At 61.8% G+C, this 14,756-nt stretch carries 12 protein-coding genes and 1 pseudogene; 7 read left to right on the top strand and 6 right to left on the bottom strand.

The genetic code is table 11. From position 1 onward, the window contains the following. Window position 1: 1 nt before the first annotated feature. Entirely contained in the window at window positions 2-2,482 is a 2,481-nt protein-coding gene (locus WG900_RS19200) for a TonB-dependent receptor (RefSeq protein WP_339969842.1), read from the bottom strand. Window positions 2,483-2,809: 327 nt separating this feature from the next. Further along, on the bottom strand, window positions 2,810-3,580 hold the full coding sequence (locus tag WG900_RS19195; protein WP_339969840.1) for an IclR family transcriptional regulator: 771 nt from the start codon (window positions 3,578-3,580) through the stop codon (window positions 2,810-2,812). A gap of 91 nt (window positions 3,581-3,671) precedes the next feature. Here WG900_RS19195 and WG900_RS19190 point away from each other — a divergent pair, with 91 nt between their 5' ends. Genes WG900_RS19190 through dmpG form a run of 3 tightly spaced genes read left to right on the top strand, consistent with a single transcriptional unit; the run spans window position 3,672 to window position 6,447 of the window. Beyond that, on the top strand, window positions 3,672-4,454 hold the full coding sequence (locus tag WG900_RS19190; protein WP_339969838.1) for a 2-keto-4-pentenoate hydratase: 783 nt from the start codon (window positions 3,672-3,674) through the stop codon (window positions 4,452-4,454). A gap of 5 nt (window positions 4,455-4,459) precedes the next feature. Continuing rightward, window positions 4,460-5,401 (top strand): acetaldehyde dehydrogenase (acetylating), encoded by a 942-nt coding sequence (locus tag WG900_RS19185; RefSeq protein ID WP_339969836.1) that lies wholly within the window; start codon window positions 4,460-4,462, stop codon window positions 5,399-5,401. After that, window positions 5,398-6,447, top strand: a complete 1,050-nt coding sequence (dmpG, locus tag WG900_RS19180; RefSeq protein WP_339969834.1) for a 4-hydroxy-2-oxovalerate aldolase — start codon at window positions 5,398-5,400, stop codon at window positions 6,445-6,447. The genes WG900_RS19185 and dmpG overlap by 4 nt, the downstream gene beginning before the upstream one ends. Window positions 6,448-6,561: 114 nt before the next feature. Here dmpG and WG900_RS19175 read toward each other — a convergent pair whose 3' ends face one another. Continuing rightward, a complete protein-coding gene (locus WG900_RS19175) occupies window positions 6,562-6,915 on the bottom strand; it encodes a hypothetical protein (RefSeq protein ID WP_339969832.1) in 354 nt (117 codons plus the stop codon). A gap of 94 nt (window positions 6,916-7,009) precedes the next feature. On the opposite strand from WG900_RS19175, the gene WG900_RS19170 reads away from it, so the two are divergent. Then, entirely contained in the window at window positions 7,010-7,264 is a 255-nt protein-coding gene (locus WG900_RS19170; protein ID WP_339969830.1) for a hypothetical protein, read from the top strand. A gap of 268 nt (window positions 7,265-7,532) precedes the next feature. On the opposite strand, the gene WG900_RS19165 is transcribed toward WG900_RS19170, so the two are convergent. The 3 genes from WG900_RS19165 to WG900_RS19155 all read right to left on the bottom strand — a co-directional run bounded on the left by WG900_RS19165 (window position 7,533) and on the right by WG900_RS19155 (window position 10,502). Next, on the bottom strand, window positions 7,533-8,231 hold the full coding sequence (locus tag WG900_RS19165) for a response regulator transcription factor (RefSeq protein ID WP_339969828.1): 699 nt from the start codon (window positions 8,229-8,231) through the stop codon (window positions 7,533-7,535). An 82-nt stretch (window positions 8,232-8,313) separates the two neighbouring features. Beyond that, window positions 8,314-9,621, bottom strand: a complete 1,308-nt coding sequence (locus WG900_RS19160; RefSeq protein WP_339969826.1) for an NAD(P)-binding domain-containing protein — start codon at window positions 9,619-9,621, stop codon at window positions 8,314-8,316. 2 nt (window positions 9,622-9,623) lie between these two features. After that, the gene (locus tag WG900_RS19155) at window positions 9,624-10,502 is read right to left on the bottom strand and encodes a tetratricopeptide repeat protein (RefSeq protein WP_339969824.1); all 879 of its coding nucleotides are present in this window, start codon (window positions 10,500-10,502) and stop codon (window positions 9,624-9,626) included. A 429-nt stretch (window positions 10,503-10,931) separates the two neighbouring features. On the opposite strand from WG900_RS19155, the gene WG900_RS19150 reads away from it, so the two are divergent. From WG900_RS19150 to WG900_RS19140, 3 genes and pseudogenes are all read left to right on the top strand, one after another. Next, window positions 10,932-11,792 (top strand): hypothetical protein, encoded by an 861-nt coding sequence (locus tag WG900_RS19150; RefSeq protein WP_339969822.1) that lies wholly within the window; start codon window positions 10,932-10,934, stop codon window positions 11,790-11,792. Further along, window positions 11,792-13,567, top strand: coding sequence for a cytochrome C (locus WG900_RS19145; RefSeq protein WP_339969820.1), 1,776 nt, complete (start codon window positions 11,792-11,794; stop codon window positions 13,565-13,567). Before WG900_RS19150 ends, WG900_RS19145 begins: the two co-directional genes overlap by 1 nt. A gap of 286 nt (window positions 13,568-13,853) precedes the next feature. Beyond that, window positions 13,854-14,756, top strand: a pseudogene (locus WG900_RS19140) (cytochrome C); the annotation flags it as partial.

Raw genomic sequence — 14,756 nt, 5'->3', positions numbered from 1 at the left:
ATCAGAACTTGTAGGCCAGCTCCACGCCCAATTCACGCGGGCGACCGATATCCAGCATGGTGAAACCGAACACCCGGTCGTGAGCCACACCGGTCAGACCCGGCGTAGGCTTGTTCGAAGGGCCGCTCGGATCGAAACCGCCGGTCAGGTAGTACTTGTTGGTCAGATTGTTGCCGAAGACCGCGACCGACCAGCCCGCCGCTGCCTCGAAGGAAATGCGCCCGTTGAGCAGACCGTAGGACGGCAGGGTGACGAAATTGGTCGGGCTGGGATAGCTCAACTGCTTGTCCTTCCAGCCATAGTTGAAGTCGAAGGCGACATCGCCGCTTTCGCCCATGGGCACCGTATAGCTGGCACCAAGCGTGTACGACCACTTGGGGCTGCGATAGAACGGCACCGCCGAGGTTACGGCGACCGCGCCGCTGGCACCGCGGATGTCCTTGTCATAGGACGCATCAACGTAGCCGACGCTCGCCTTGAGGACGAGATTCTGGGTGGGCCTGGCAAGAAATTCGGCCTCGAAACCCTTGACCGTGGAATCGCCATTTACCGTGTAGACCAGCGGCGGCGGCCCCGGGTCGGCCAGCTGGATCTGCTGATCCTTGTACTTGGTCAGGAACGCCGTGATGTTCAGGCGCACGCGGCGATCGAACAGATCGGTGCGGATGCCGGCCTCATAGGTCCACAGGTTCTCGGGCAGATATTCGTTTAGGCCGCAATTCGGCAGAGGTGAACGGTAGCACCGGGTCTGGATGCCGTCGTTGAAGCCGCCGCCCTTGTAGCCCTTGGCCGCCGAGATGTAGGTCATGACCTCCGGCGACCAGCGATAATCGATGCTGAAGCGCGGCGAAACGCTCGACCACTTGCCCGACACGGTCTGGGCACTGGGGGTGGAAACCGAACCTGCCGGGCAGCTCGCCGGGGTGCCCACGGCTGCTACCGGCGCCCCGCCGGAAAGGCAGACCTGACCGCGCCCTTCGCGGAACGAGGTGAATGTCTTGCGATCTTCGCCCCAGCGCACGCCGGCGGTCACGCTCAGCGCGTCGGTCAGGCTGAAAGTGCCCTGCGTGAACAGAGCAAGGCTCTTGGTGACGATATGCTTGGATTCGAATGAACCCTTGCCGACGTCGCCCATGAAAGCGCTGTTCGCACCGGCGGAAGGATCGAACCTGCGGCGCGTGTTGGTGGAATCGTCCCAGTAATAGAACGCGCCCGCAACCCACTTGAATCGGTTGTCAAAGAACGAACCGTTCAGCTGCAATTCCTGAGTCAGGTATTCGATCTCGGTCGTGTCGTTCAGCTGCACCAAGGGGATAGGGGTACGATCCCAGTCCTGGTTCTGGATCTGCGAAATGTCGCGATAGCCGGTAAGCGACTTCACCGTCAGGTTGTCGGTCAGCTCATAGGCAATCGTGCCCGTCAGGCCATAGCTCTTGAACTTGTTCACGTCGGGCAGGAGGCCGCCGTAGATCTCGTAGTTTCCGCGCGTCTGGCCGTAGTAGAACGCGAAGTCCGACGCGGCGTTGGTATAGCCGGAAGGAGAGACCGAAAGCGGTGCGACGGCGCGCAGCGAATTGTACGCGGTCGGGCTGGGCGCAGGATCTCCGGGAATGGCGACGGCGTAGAGCGCAGCCGGGTAGAGGTCGGTCGGCGAGAAGTTTGTCGAAGTCGACGGCTGACCATTGTCACTGGTGCGGATGAGATCGGCCGACAGGCCGATGTCAAGCCGGCTGGTCGGCTGCCAGCGTAGCTGCCCGCGCAAGGTCGTCGAATCGCCGCCACCAACATAGGTGTTGTCGATGATGCGGTGGACATAGCCGTCGCGGCTCTTCTTGGCGAAGGAGACGCGCGCCGCGAGGGTTTCGCTCAGCGGGACATTGAGCATGCCCTGAACGTCGAAGCGGTCGCGCTCACCGGCAGTAACCTTGATCGAGCCTTCCAGCTTGTCCGCCGGCTGTTTGGTGACATAGCGGATTGCGCCGCCCGCCGTGTTGCGTCCGAACAGCGTGCCCTGCGGCCCGCGCAGCACTTCGACCCGCTCGACATCCAGCAGGTCCAGCAACGCTCCGTTCGGGCGCGCAAACAGGATGTCGTCGACATAGATGCCGACTGCGCCTTCCTGCGTAATAAAGCCCTGGGGCGCGCCGCCGATGCCCCGGATCGCGACGTTGATGATGGCGTTACCCTGGGCGGCCGTTCCGCCGATGGTCACGTTAGGAATGAAAGTGTCGAAGCCGCTCAAGCTGTCAGTGCCCTGGCGCTGGAGCTCTGCCCCGCCGACCGCGACGATGGACAGCGGCGTGTCCTGAAGCTTCGTCTCGGAACGCTGGGCAGTCACTATGATTTCGGCGATCCCGGCATTGGCCGCCACATCGTCCTGCGGCTCGCTTTGCTGCGCAAGTGCGGCGGAGTTCGCCAGGACTAGCATCATGGCGCCGCCGCTCGCTCCAATTCGAGCAAGACTCTTCAGATTGAGCTTCATCAGCATCCTCCCCAATATAAATACGTTTTTTCAATGCGGTTCATTCTTGAACCGATCGCTTATTTTTGCGCCCGTATTTGCATCAAATTTCCCACGTGAAATTCGCTGCAGACAGCACGCCGTTTCGTTGAATGAGAAATCTAGAAACTCAATTATGCATAAATTCGGCACTGGGGGCCGTCAACGGTGCAACCGGCCAGCAGACCCCCATTTCGGCGATTTGTCCGTAGTCTGGACAAGCTGCATCCGCGCGAATTGAGCGGATTGCGAACGTCCCGCGAGCGGCCCCGAATCCAGCTTTGAGGCAAAACCGACGGGTTGCCCTGGTTATTCAGGAAGTTTGCTCGCGCCGAATGCTGCCATCTCAATCGTGCGGGCAGTCTGGAGAAGAACTGGCAAGACCTCGTCCGAACTCCGCATCCCGTCCGCCATCTGCGAAACGGAAATTGCAGCCAGCACCCGGCCATCGGGTGCCGATACCGGCGCGGCCAGACAGTACAGACCCTCGGCAATTTCTCCATCGTCCACGGCAAACCCTTGCTGCGCGACGAGCCGAAGCTCTGCAACGAGCGCTTCAGGATCGGTAATCGTGCGATCGGTAAGGGCAGGAAATGGTCCGGTATCGAGATAGGCACGGAGCTGCGTCTCGGGCAGGTGCGCCAGCAGCACCTTGCCGATGCCCGAGCAATAGGCCTCAAGCTGCATACCCACGCGGGTGAACAGCTCGCTTGCCCCTTCCCCGGTCTTGACCCGGTAGGTGACCATTTCATTGTCGAAAGTGCCCAGTTGCACCACGGTGCCAAGGTCCGCGGCAAGCTGGTGCAGCAGTGGCGCCGCACAACTGACGATGATCTGCTTTTCATCCAGCCGCTGAAGTAGCCCGAACAATCTGGGCCCGGCCAGATACTGCCCGCGCGGCCCGACCACGAGGTACCCTTCGGCAACCAGTGTGGCCACCTGTCGATGTGCAGTGGCAACAGGCATGGCGATCGAGCGGGCAATTGCGGTAACACTGGATTGCCCGCCATCGGCAATCACCGCCTCAAGCATAGCGAGTACGCGGCCGAACGAAGCAATGGTTGGAACGCCGTTTCTCATATGGTGAGAAGCTAGCCGATTGGCCCCCTAGGCACAACCGCGCCGTCGCTTTAGATTCGCCTCACAAGCACACGTGCAGGAGAGACCCCCGATGCCCACACCTCATGACGATATCGCCCTGCGCTTGCGTGACGCCTATACCGCTGGCGCGGTGCTGCCGCTGCGCGATGGGCTTGAACCGACCGATGCCGACGGCGCTTATGCCGTGCAGGAAATCAACACGCGGTTCTGGGAGGCGCAAGGCCGCCGGATCGTCGGGCGCAAAGCCGGGCTGACGGCAAAGGCCGTGCAGACGCAGCTTGGCGTCGATCAGCCCGATTTCGGTGTGCTGTTCGAAGACATGCGCGTGGCCGATGGCGGCATGCTCGACCCGGGCAAGTGCCTGCAACCCAAGGCTGAGGCCGAAATCGCCTTCGTGCTGGGCGCCGACCTGCCATCGCCTGAAACCACCCCTGACCAGGTCGCGGCTGCCGTCGCTACGGTTCATGCGGCCATCGAAATCGTCGACAGCCGCATAGCCGACTGGAAGATCACCTTCGCTGATACCGTGGCGGACAATGGCTCCTCGGCCTTCTTCGCGCTCGCCGATCAGGGCCTGCCGCTGGCCGGGCTCGACCTTGAAGGTGCGCCGATGGAGATGACGATCAATGGTGAGGTCGTCTCGACCGGCATCGGCGCTGCGGCGCTCGGCAACCCGCTCAACGCCGCGGCCTGGCTGGCAAGCACGCTGGCGGCGCGCGGCGAGCCGCTCAAGGCGGGCGACATCCTGCTGGCCGGGGCGCTCGGCCCGATGGTCGCATTGAAACCGGACGACCGGGTCGAAGCCAGGATCGGCGGGATCGGCACCTGCACATTCACATACGCGAAGGCATGAACGTCATGACCAAGACCAAAGTGGCGATCATCGGTTCGGGCAATATCGGCACCGACCTGATGATCAAGATCATGCGCCTTTCCAGCGTGCTGGAAATGGGCGTGATGGTCGGCATCGATCCGGCGTCTGACGGACTTGAGCGCGCCCGGCGCATGGGCGTTGCCACCACGCATGAGGGCATCGACGGACTGCTCGCCATGCCTGAATTTGCAGATATCGAGCTTGTCTTCGATGCCACCAGCGCCGGCGCGCACAAGCGCAACAGCGAACTGGTGCTCGCCGCGGGCAAGCGCATGATCGACCTCACCCCGGCGGCCATCGGACCTTACGTGATCCCACCGGTCAACGGCGATGCCTGCCTCGATGCCAGGAACGTCAACATGGTCACCTGCGGCGGGCAGGCGACGATTCCCATCGTCGCCGCCGTCAACCGGGTGGCCAAGGTCCATTACGGCGAGATCGTCGCCTCGATCGCCAGCAAGAGCGCCGGTCCCGGTACCCGCGCCAATATCGACGAGTTCACCGAGACCACCAGTCAGGCGATCATGGACGTCGGCGGCGCCAGCCGCGGCAAGGCGATCATTGTGCTCAACCCGGCCGAACCGCCGCTGATCATGCGCGATACGGTCTATTGCCTGTGCGAAGATGCCGATCAGGAGGCGATCCGCGCCAGCGTGGAGGCCATGGTCGCCGACGTGCAGTCCTATGTCCCGGGTTACCGGATGAAGCAGGCGGTACAGTTCGAGCACATCGGCTCTAACCAGCCGCTGCGCATCCCCGAGATGGATGGCAGCTTTACCGGCCTTAAGGTGACAGTCTTCCTCGAGGTGGAAGGTGCGGCGCACTACTTGCCCGCCTATGCCGGGAATCTCGACATCATGACCTCGGCCGCGCTCAAGACGGCTGAGAAAATCGTACAGCGCATGCACGAAAGGGCCGCCGCATGACCTTCGATCCGGCCAGCACCAAGCTCTACATCCAGGACGTCACCCTGCGCGACGGCATGCATGCCATCCGCCACCAATATGGGCTCGACCACGTGCAAGCGATTGCCCGCGCGCTTGACCGGGCCAAGGTTGATGCCATCGAAGTCGCGCACGGCGATGGCTTGCAAGGCTCAAGCTTCAACTATGGTTTTGGCGCCCATACCGATTGGGACTGGATCGGCGCGGTGGCCGAAGTGCTCGAACATTCGGTGCTGACCACATTGCTGCTCCCGGGCATCGGCACTGTCCACGACCTGAAGCACGCCTATGAAATGGGTGTCCGCTCGGTCCGCGTCGCCACCCATTGCACCGAGGCTGATGTCAGCAAGCAGCACATCGAAGCTGCCCGTAATCTGGGCATGGATGTATCCGGCTTCCTGATGATGAGCCACATGACCAGCCCCGAAGCCCTGGCAGGGCAGGCGCTGCTGATGGAAAGCTACGGCGCGCACTGCGTCTATGTCACCGACAGCGGCGGCGCGATGAACATGGACGAATATGCCGCGCGGGTTGCAGCCTATGACCGCGTGCTGAAGCCTGAAACCCAGCGCGGTGTGCACGCGCACCACAACCTGTCACTCGGCGTCGCCAATTCGATTGTCGCCGTGCAGAACGGCGCGATCCGGGTCGATGCCAGCCTTGCCGGCATGGGCGCAGGCGCAGGCAATGCTCCGCTCGAAGTGTTCATCGCTGCTGCCGATCGCATGGGCTGGAACCACGGCTGCGACCTGTTCGCGCTGATGGACGCTGCCGAAGAACTGGTCCGCCCCTTGCAGGACCGCCCCGTGCGAGTGGACCGCGAGACGCTGACTCTGGGCTACGCCGGGGTCTATTCAAGCTTTCTGCGCCACGCCGAGAAAGCCAGCGCCGACTACGGCATCGATACCCGCACGATCCTTGCCGAAGTGGGCCGCCGCAAGATGGTTGGCGGGCAGGAAGACATGATCGTCGACATTGCGCTGGATCTGGTTGGCCAAACCAAATTTAATGTCGAGCTTATCGGGTAGCTGGGGTCACGGGGCAGAAATTGCGCGTGAGAAAAATCTACTGCACCTGAAAAGCCGAATGCTCACTTGGACAGGCCGGATAGGCACCGTCCGAGGCGCCGGCTTGGTCTTATTTCAAATGAGGTTCGAATCCCCGCCCGCCCGGGCCCCCGGCGTGATCGCCCACAGCTCGCCGTCAGCGCGCGGCCTGACCACGATCAGTACCCCCGACGCGCCGCCCTCAGCCTCGAGCTGCAGCCAGATCGGTGGCCCGCCCAGCTCGGGCGGCCGGAAATCGGGCGAGGTCGCCAGCTGGCCAAACGTCTCGTCTGGCAGCAGGCGGAACGCGGCCCTCGCCGCGCCCAGCTGCTGCCCGAGGAATGGCAGGACATCATGCTCCCGCCGCAGCAGCGACAGGACCGGAGCCAGTTCCTCTTCAGCGGTCATGCCTGGTCGGTAGATCAGGCGCGCCGCGACCGCACCCTTCATCTAGCGACGGGACCACAAGATGCGAAAGCACCTGGCCTGACAGCACCATTCTGGCACCTCGATCACCATCGCCTACGCTTGGCACGACGGCGCCGTGCAGCGGTCGATCAGCTATGACCGCGACACCGCCGATAACCGGAACAGCCTCTACACCACCACGCTCTCGAACTATTCCCTAAGGCTCGCTACAGGCGCAAGCGTCAACGACGGCATCCCCAAGACCATCGCCTTTATCCTCGACGGATCGGGCCAGGTCATCCTCCATGACGAAACCCGCACCTCGCAGCCCACGGAGCCCGCCCCGCACGAGGCATCGTTCCGCTCCGCCGACAGCAGACGTGTTCATTAAATATGTCGGACCAGCACTGCCACGAGATTCGTTCAAATTACCGGATTCAAGAGTGGGGTGAAAAGTGGGGCACACAACCCATAGTTTCAATAAAATATTGTATTTACACTATTTCTTTGAAAACCTGGCGGTGCTGTCAGTCTAATCGCAACTCGTCTCCGTTTCGCGCAGATTAGACTTTGAAGGCCCCGTGTTAGCCCATCACGCTCTGCCACTCGGCCAATGCGGCCGTGCATTTGCTCTGTCAACGCCGCTTAGACAGAGCCGTCTAACGGCATGGTAACTCAAAGTGATCTGTTGAACCATTCTCTGGTGCGGTCATGGTGTACCCTTGGCCCCTGATGGACCTGATGCTGCTTGACCCAAGTTTCTTGCGCAAGCGTGTGACAAGCACTTCGATCGCGTTCTCAGTAATCGAATCTTGTTCGCGCCAAAGCGCATTTCGGATCGTGTTGCGGGTTACGGGTTGGCCAGGCGAAAGGAAAAACAGACGGAGCAGGCGGAATTCGCTGCGCGACAGGTTCAGGCACTCTCCCGATTTCCACGCGCAGCGTTGCTTGAGGTCCAGGTCAATGCCGTATTGCAAAAGCCGGTTGCTGGAGATTCCGGCACCGCGGCGGACGACGGCCCGCAGGCGTGCCGCGACTTCTTCGGAGCGGATCGGCTTGACGAGGAAGTCATCGGCTCCGGCATCCAGGCAGTCCACTTTCTCGCGCCAATCGTCTCGTTCCGAAAGGATGACCAGAGGCTGCACAATACCGCCTTCGCGCAAGGGCCGGATCAGGTCCACGCACGACTCCATCTGTCGCCCCTGATCCACCAGTACTGCAGTTGCGCCGTCACGATTGCTCGCCTGCAGCGCCTCGGCAAGGGAGCGCACGACGTTTGGCCGAAAGCCGACATTGCTTAAACGGCTGGCCAGCAGGCCCCCCCTCGCGTTTGATCGATCAATTACCAACAGTTGCACGCTGGACGCCCCCCTTCTGAGACGGCTGTCGCGCGGCTTCCCTGATCCTGCGCAATCGAAATGCCGGACTGGTTTTTCATGTTCAAACGACCCCGAATTTCGTTTCGACGCGGATTCCCATGTCGTGAAGGAATTGCGTTGGCAGGATCCCGCCAGCGCAGATTATGACGTCGTCGTTGGCAATCCTGAGCCTCTCGCCGCGATGCTGCAGCGTCACAGCATCGCCCTCGATCTTCTCAACCTTGCTGCCGAGGAGTTCGGTGACACGGCCTTCAGCCAAAGCCCGAGCCATTCCTTCGCGGTTGCGCGAACGGGCACGCGAATAGGCTTCGCTGCGGTAGGACAAGGTGACCTGCGTGCCTGACTGCTCAGCGATACGCATAGCGGCCTCAAGCGCGCTGTCTCCGCCACCGACGACCAGCACTTTGCGGCCGGCGTACTGTTCAGGATCGATCAGGCGATAGACGACCTTGCCGAGCTCCTCGCCCGGAACATCGAGCGTTCTGGGCGTGCCGCGGCGGCCAATGGCGAGTAGCACAGTCCGCGTGCGGTAGGTCCCGCGCGATGTCACAACGTCGAACAGGCCGTCGCGGGCCTGAACGGCCTGCACCTGTTGCTCGAACTGCGGCGCCAGTCCGGTATCGGCCAGCACCTGCTGCCAGAAGGCCAGCAGCTTTTCCTTACTTACCTCGCCAAACCGCACCTTGCCAACGAGCGGCAAGGTAGCCGGCGCTGTCATCACCAGCTTGCCGCGCGGAAAATGCGCCACGGTTCCGCCCAGTGTCGATTGGTCGATAGTGACGAACTTGAGCTTCTGTTCGATCGCACCAAGGCTTGCCGCAATCCCGGCAGGACCACAGCCAACGATGACCACATCAAGCGCGTCCGGCTCGCTCTCGATTGACCTGGCCCGCTGCGCCGCGTGGACGATGGCCTGGCGCCCCTGTTCAATCGCGTTCTTGATAAGGCCCATGCCCCCGAGTTCGCCGGCAATAAAGATGCCCGGCACGCTGGTTTCGAACTGAGGCGAGAGGAGGGGTATATCGACGCCGCGTGTCTCGCTTCCGAACACCAGCGAGATCGCGTTCGTCGGACAGGCCGTGGCGCAGGCTCCGTGGCCAACACACATGCTAGGCTCGATCAGCGCCGCCTTGCCATCGATGATGCCGATGATCGTCTTTTCCGGGCAGGCCCGCGCACATGCGGCACAGCCCAGGCACAGCGCTGGATCGATCACCGGGTGAAGCGTGTTCGGCTCCATCAGTCCCGCCTGGATATTGTCATCCAGAATCGCCCGGCTGCGACGTGATCGCAGCTTGCCATATGCGATCCAGACCATCCAGATAAGCAGCAGGGGCAGTAAATAAATGAGCAGGAGGTTATCAGGCATGATCAGGCGCCGGGCACTCCAAGATCTTTCGCCGCAACGTTGACCTTGCTGAGGCCGCTGGCGTCCTTGGCCAATGCGCGGCGGGCGGTGACGAGGTCGGCGCGCGCCATATCCGCTTGCTTCAGCACCATGCGAGACCGCAGCAGCAAGACCCAGCGGTCGGCATCGGCGGGATTGGCCTTCAGCTTTTCCGCAAGACCGGAAACCATGCTGTCGACCATCGCGCTGCGCTGTGCATCGGGAAGCGCGCTTGCGGCCTGGACCGTACCGGGATCGAGCTGCGGTGCGCTGCCCGAGACCTTGGCATCTCCAATGGGAGCAACGTTTTTGAGACGTGCCGTAACATCCACGCCAAGCTTGCCGGACACCTCGGTGATCTTGGCGCGCAAGTCCGTTTGCCAGGGTGCATCGGCGGGGCCGCTGTTGGCGAGTGCGATCCACTTTTCCAAGGCTTCCTTAGGCTGGCCATTCTGCGCCTGCCAAAGGGCAAGGAAATACTTGGCGCGCGGCTCGGCCGGGTCGATGGCCAGTGCCTTTTCGAATTCGGCGCGCGCTTCCGGCGTCACCGTACCCTTGGCTATCCCGGCAAGGGCTTCGCCATAGCCGGAATGGACCAGGGCTGAGTTAGGCAGCAGTTCCAGGGCTCGCTTGTAGGGCTCAAGCGCCTTTTCCGGACGATTGGTCATCATGTAGGACCAGCCCAGCATACGGAAGCCTTCGCCGTCTTTCGGCTCGCGCTTCAGTCGATCTTCCAGCTTGCCGATCATCGTATCGACATCATCAAGTTGTTTGCCGGATGCGCCTGGAACAGCACCCAAGGCAGGAGCCGTCGTTGCCTGAGACGCATCGGGGGCGCGAACAGCCATGACGACGGCTGCCACCCCTGCGAGCCCGGCCGCGCCGAGCAAGAGGTGGCGCGTTCTGCGGCTCGAACTTTCTGATCCTGCTAACGCGACTGCATCAGTTCCGGCCCCTGCAGATTCCGTTTGTGTGGAACCGGGGACCGGCGCCCGTGCCTGCCAAAGTCGCATCGCAACGATGCCCAGCGCCAGGCCAGCCAGCCCGGTAAGCAGGAATTGCACTATCACCATCATTACTCCTCATGGCCTTCGCCGAGGTTCAAATGTCATCGTCACAGAGCACGCGCACAGCACGATCCTGACACCAACCTGTCAAAAGCAGGAATCCTCGGCATGTTGCCCGTCACGAGAGATGAGTTGAAAGACGGCCATGGGAATTTTGAGGCAACCAATCGCTAAGCACTTTCTGCCAATTCCAGGCTGTCATTCATTTCAAAATAACCACGGGTCATGGCTTCAAGAGCAGAGAAAATTGCAGCAAGCCGTCAACAGCCACGGTTAACCGCGGGACTGGTCGAACGATTCGTTTCGGTCGGCGTCCTCTGCGCTGTGGTGGCGGCGATCGTGTTCGGCTGGCTGCACCGCAAGGAAAGCTGGATCAATCCGGAGCAAGGTGTCGGCTATGCTCTGGGCATCATTGGTGGCTCACTGATGATCGCCCTGCTTGCCTATCCCATTCGCAAACGCACACGTTCGGCGCCCCGTGCAGCGGGCTCGGTGGGGTTCTGGTTCCGGCTGCATATGTTCATGGGGCTGATGGGGCCGCTGGCGATCCTGTACCATTCCCGCTTTACCTGGGGTGCACTCAACAGCGCCTTTGCGTTAGGTGCGATGATCGTGGTGGCCAGCAGCGGCCTCATCGGCCGCTTCTTCTATTCGCGCGTTCATCGTGGCTATTCCGACCGCAAACTGGAAGTGCGCGCGCTCAAGCAAGAGATGGATGAAAAGCTTGCCGCCATGCAGGCGAGCGGCGCCGAAACAGGCGGGCTTCTGGAACGCATCCAGCCGTTTGAGGATCGCGCGGTGCGGGCAGGCAGCAATTTCTGGTCAAGCGCCGCAGCGGTCGCGGGGCTGGGATATGAGACCCGCCGTGTGCACCGCAGCTTGCTCGCCGATCTGCCGCGGGGAGCCGATCTCCGCACCGAGCGGCTGCGCAGCTTGCTTGGCGACTATTTCGAAGCTGTCCGCCGCGCTGCCGAATTCGCCTTCTACGACCGGCTGCTTCGTCTCTGGCACCTGCTCCACCTGCCGCTGTTCATCCTGCTGGTTGCGGCGGCCGTCCTGCACATCGTAGCGGTGCACATGTACTGATGAAGGCGTGGCGCAGCCTGCTCTGGTTGCTGGCCCTGCTGGTGGCAACACCGGTGCTTGGCCAGTCGATCATGGAGCGGCTGGTCACTCCCGGCCCACTAAGCAATGCCCACGCCAAGCTGGAAAGCAATTGCGCCGCCTGCCATTCCTCATTCAAGAAGGAAGCCCAGAACGGCAAATGCGCGAGCTGTCACAAGGGCATTGCCGGCGACATCGCCTCGGGCACCCATTTCCATGGCCGGTTCGGCCCGGCGCGAGGCGGTACCTGCAAGTCCTGCCACAGCGAGCACAAGGGCAGGAACGTACGCCTCGCCAATTTGAACGCGGCAACATTCAATCACGGTCTCAGTGATTTTCCCCTGACCGGGAAACATGCCCGGCTAGCTTGCACCAGCTGCCATCGCCAAGCTCCGCACTATCGCGGTGCGCCGCACGATTGCGCATCATGCCACGGCGCGAAAGATCCCCATCGCGGCCAGTTCGGCCGGAATTGCGCCAGTTGCCACACGACGGCCGGATGGAAGCCGGCGACCGGCTTCGATCATGCCCGAACTGGCTTCACCCTGGTCGGTGCGCATCGCAGCGCGACCTGTGCGGCCTGCCACACGGGCGGGCGCTTCAAGGGCATCGGGCGCACCTGCGTATCCTGCCATGCGCGGGATGATGCCCATCGCGGATCGCGCGGTACCAATTGTGCGAGCTGTCACACTTCCACGACATGGAAATCAGCAACCTTTGATCATTCGAGTACCGGTTTTTCGCTGATAGGGGGCCACGCCCAGGCCGCTTGCGCTGGTTGCCACGGTCCCGGAAACGCGAACAAGCATCCCGGCCGCACCTGCATCGGGTGCCACGCGCGTGATGATACGCACAAGGGCAAGAACGGCACGGACTGCGCGTCGTGCCATAATCCGCGGGGGTGGAAGCAGACCAGTTTCGACCACGAAAAGATGACCGGCTTTGCCCTGCGCGGCCCGCACCGCACAGCGGCTTGTGCCGCCTGTCATGTGCAGCCGCCCAAAGTGGCGAAACCGCCGGTCACCTGTTTTGGCTGTCACGCCAAGGACGACAGCCACAAAGGCGCCAACGGCATGGATTGCGCGCGCTGCCACACCGTCACAACGTGGAAGTCATCGAATTTCAATCACAACACGATGACCGATTTTCCCTTGGCCGGCGCCCACGCCAAGGCGAAGTGCGAGGATTGCCATATGCAGGGCGCCCCAAAAGCCCAGATTTCCGCGCAGTGCGGCACCTGTCATGCGAAAGACGACGTCCATGCCAAGCGGCTCGGACAGGACTGCGCGCGCTGTCACGCCAGCACGGGATGGAAGGCCAATATCCGCTTCGATCACGACCTGACGAAGTTCCCGCTGCTCGGCAAGCATTCGGCCTTGCAATGCGCCTCCTGCCACGTAGATCGCAGCTTTGCCGCAAAGGGCACCGCCTGCCAGGATTGCCACACCGACAAGCACCACGCCGGCACGCTTGGCACGCCGGCCAAGTGCCGCAGTTGCCACAATTCAACCGACTGGAAATCGTGGTCCTTCGATCATGATCGAGCCACGCGGTTTGCCCTGACCGGGAAGCACCAGGGGCTGGTCTGCTCGGCATGTCACAGCAGGCCCGGCGATCCTGCAAAGGTCAGCACCAAGTGCATCGACTGCCATCGCCGAACCGACCCGCACCGCGGCGGCTTTGGCGAGGATTGCGAGCGGTGCCATGTCACTTCCAGCTTCAACCAGATCATCATGGGCGCACAGCGCAAACCTTAAATTGACTTGGAGAGGCCCGGCTTTCTGCTGACAGAAACCTGACATTAACCTTGCATCTGGGCGGGATAGCCGACGAAATGACTTTCTGGGACGTTAGTCGGATTGTCCACTTATACCCTTTTTATTCGCACAACGCATAGGAACGCTTGGGCATAGGCAATGATGCCGTGCTTTCCGGATTGTCCGGATCGTCTGGGCACGGGCTCGTCGAAAACGGCGAGAAGTGGATGGGTCGGTGATCGCGAAACGCATCCTTGCGTTCCTATTCTTCGCGGCGTCGTTGCTGATGGCAATGTCGGTCGTGGAAGCACGCGATGCCAATATACAGAAATTCGACCATTTCCGCACCGGCTTCCCGCTGACCGGTGCCCACGCATCAGTGCGGTGCTCATCCTGCCATGTCGATGCCGTGTTCAAGGGTACGCCAAAGGCCTGCTCGGATTGCCACAATGCCATCCGCGCCGAAGGCAAGCCATCGCGCCACATCGCAACTCAGGCTGCCTGCGAAACCTGCCATACAACCAAGCAATGGCAGGTTGTCCGGTTCGACCACTCAACGACTGCGGCGAAATGTTCATCCTGCCACAATGGCACTGACGCCGTCGGCAAGGCGGCAAGTCACATTGCGACAACGCAGGAATGTAGCGCCTGCCATTCGACCTCGAGCTTTTCTGGTGCCCGCTTTGATCACGCCGGGATCACGACCAATTGTGCATCATGCCACAACGGCACCAAGGCGAGCGGCAAACCCGCAACCCACTTGCCGACTGGAAATGCCTGCGAAGACTGCCACAAGACGACCAGCTGGACCCCAGCCACGTTCAATCATGCATCGATCACCGCATCGTGCTCCAGCTGTCACAACGGCACCAAGGCCAAGGGCAAGACGGCCACGCATATCCCCACGACCGCGGAATGCAGCACCTGCCACGCGACTACTGGGTGGACACCAGCGACGTTCAATCACGCCAGCGTCACCGACACATGCGCGTCCTGCCACAACGGCACGTCGGCCACCGGCAAATCGACCGCTCACATTTCGACCAACACCAACTGTCAAGATTGCCACACGTCGACCGCGTGGAGTCCCGCCAAGACGGTCAACCACAATGACGTGATCGGCCCCTGCTCAAGCTGCCACAACGGAACCAAGGCGCGGGGCAAGACGGCGACACATATTCCGACGACT

Source organism: Novosphingobium aquae, assembly GCF_037572715.1.
Classification (GTDB): domain Bacteria; phylum Pseudomonadota; class Alphaproteobacteria; order Sphingomonadales; family Sphingomonadaceae; genus Novosphingobium; species Novosphingobium aquae.
This window is presented reverse-complemented; position numbering and strand designations above follow the sequence as displayed.

Excerpts from the sequence above, each read along its gene's own strand:
- WG900_RS19200 (WP_339969842.1), bottom strand. The coding sequence starts at position 2,482 with ATGAAGCTCAATCTGAAGAGTCTTGCTCGAATTGGAGCGAGCGGCGGC.
- WG900_RS19195 (WP_339969840.1), bottom strand. The coding sequence starts at position 3,580 with ATGAGAAACGGCGTTCCAACCATTGCTTCGTTCGGCCGCGTACTCGCT.
- WG900_RS19190 (WP_339969838.1), top strand. The coding sequence starts at position 3,672 with ATGCCCACACCTCATGACGATATCGCCCTGCGCTTGCGTGACGCCTAT.
- WG900_RS19185 (WP_339969836.1), top strand. The coding sequence starts at position 4,460 with ATGACCAAGACCAAAGTGGCGATCATCGGTTCGGGCAATATCGGCACC.
- dmpG (WP_339969834.1), top strand. The coding sequence starts at position 5,398 with ATGACCTTCGATCCGGCCAGCACCAAGCTCTACATCCAGGACGTCACC.
- WG900_RS19175 (WP_339969832.1), bottom strand. The coding sequence starts at position 6,915 with ATGAAGGGTGCGGTCGCGGCGCGCCTGATCTACCGACCAGGCATGACC.
- WG900_RS19160 (WP_339969826.1), bottom strand. The coding sequence starts at position 9,621 with ATGCCTGATAACCTCCTGCTCATTTATTTACTGCCCCTGCTGCTTATC.
- WG900_RS19150 (WP_339969822.1), top strand. The coding sequence starts at position 10,932 with ATGGCTTCAAGAGCAGAGAAAATTGCAGCAAGCCGTCAACAGCCACGG.
- WG900_RS19145 (WP_339969820.1), top strand. The coding sequence starts at position 11,792 with ATGAAGGCGTGGCGCAGCCTGCTCTGGTTGCTGGCCCTGCTGGTGGCA.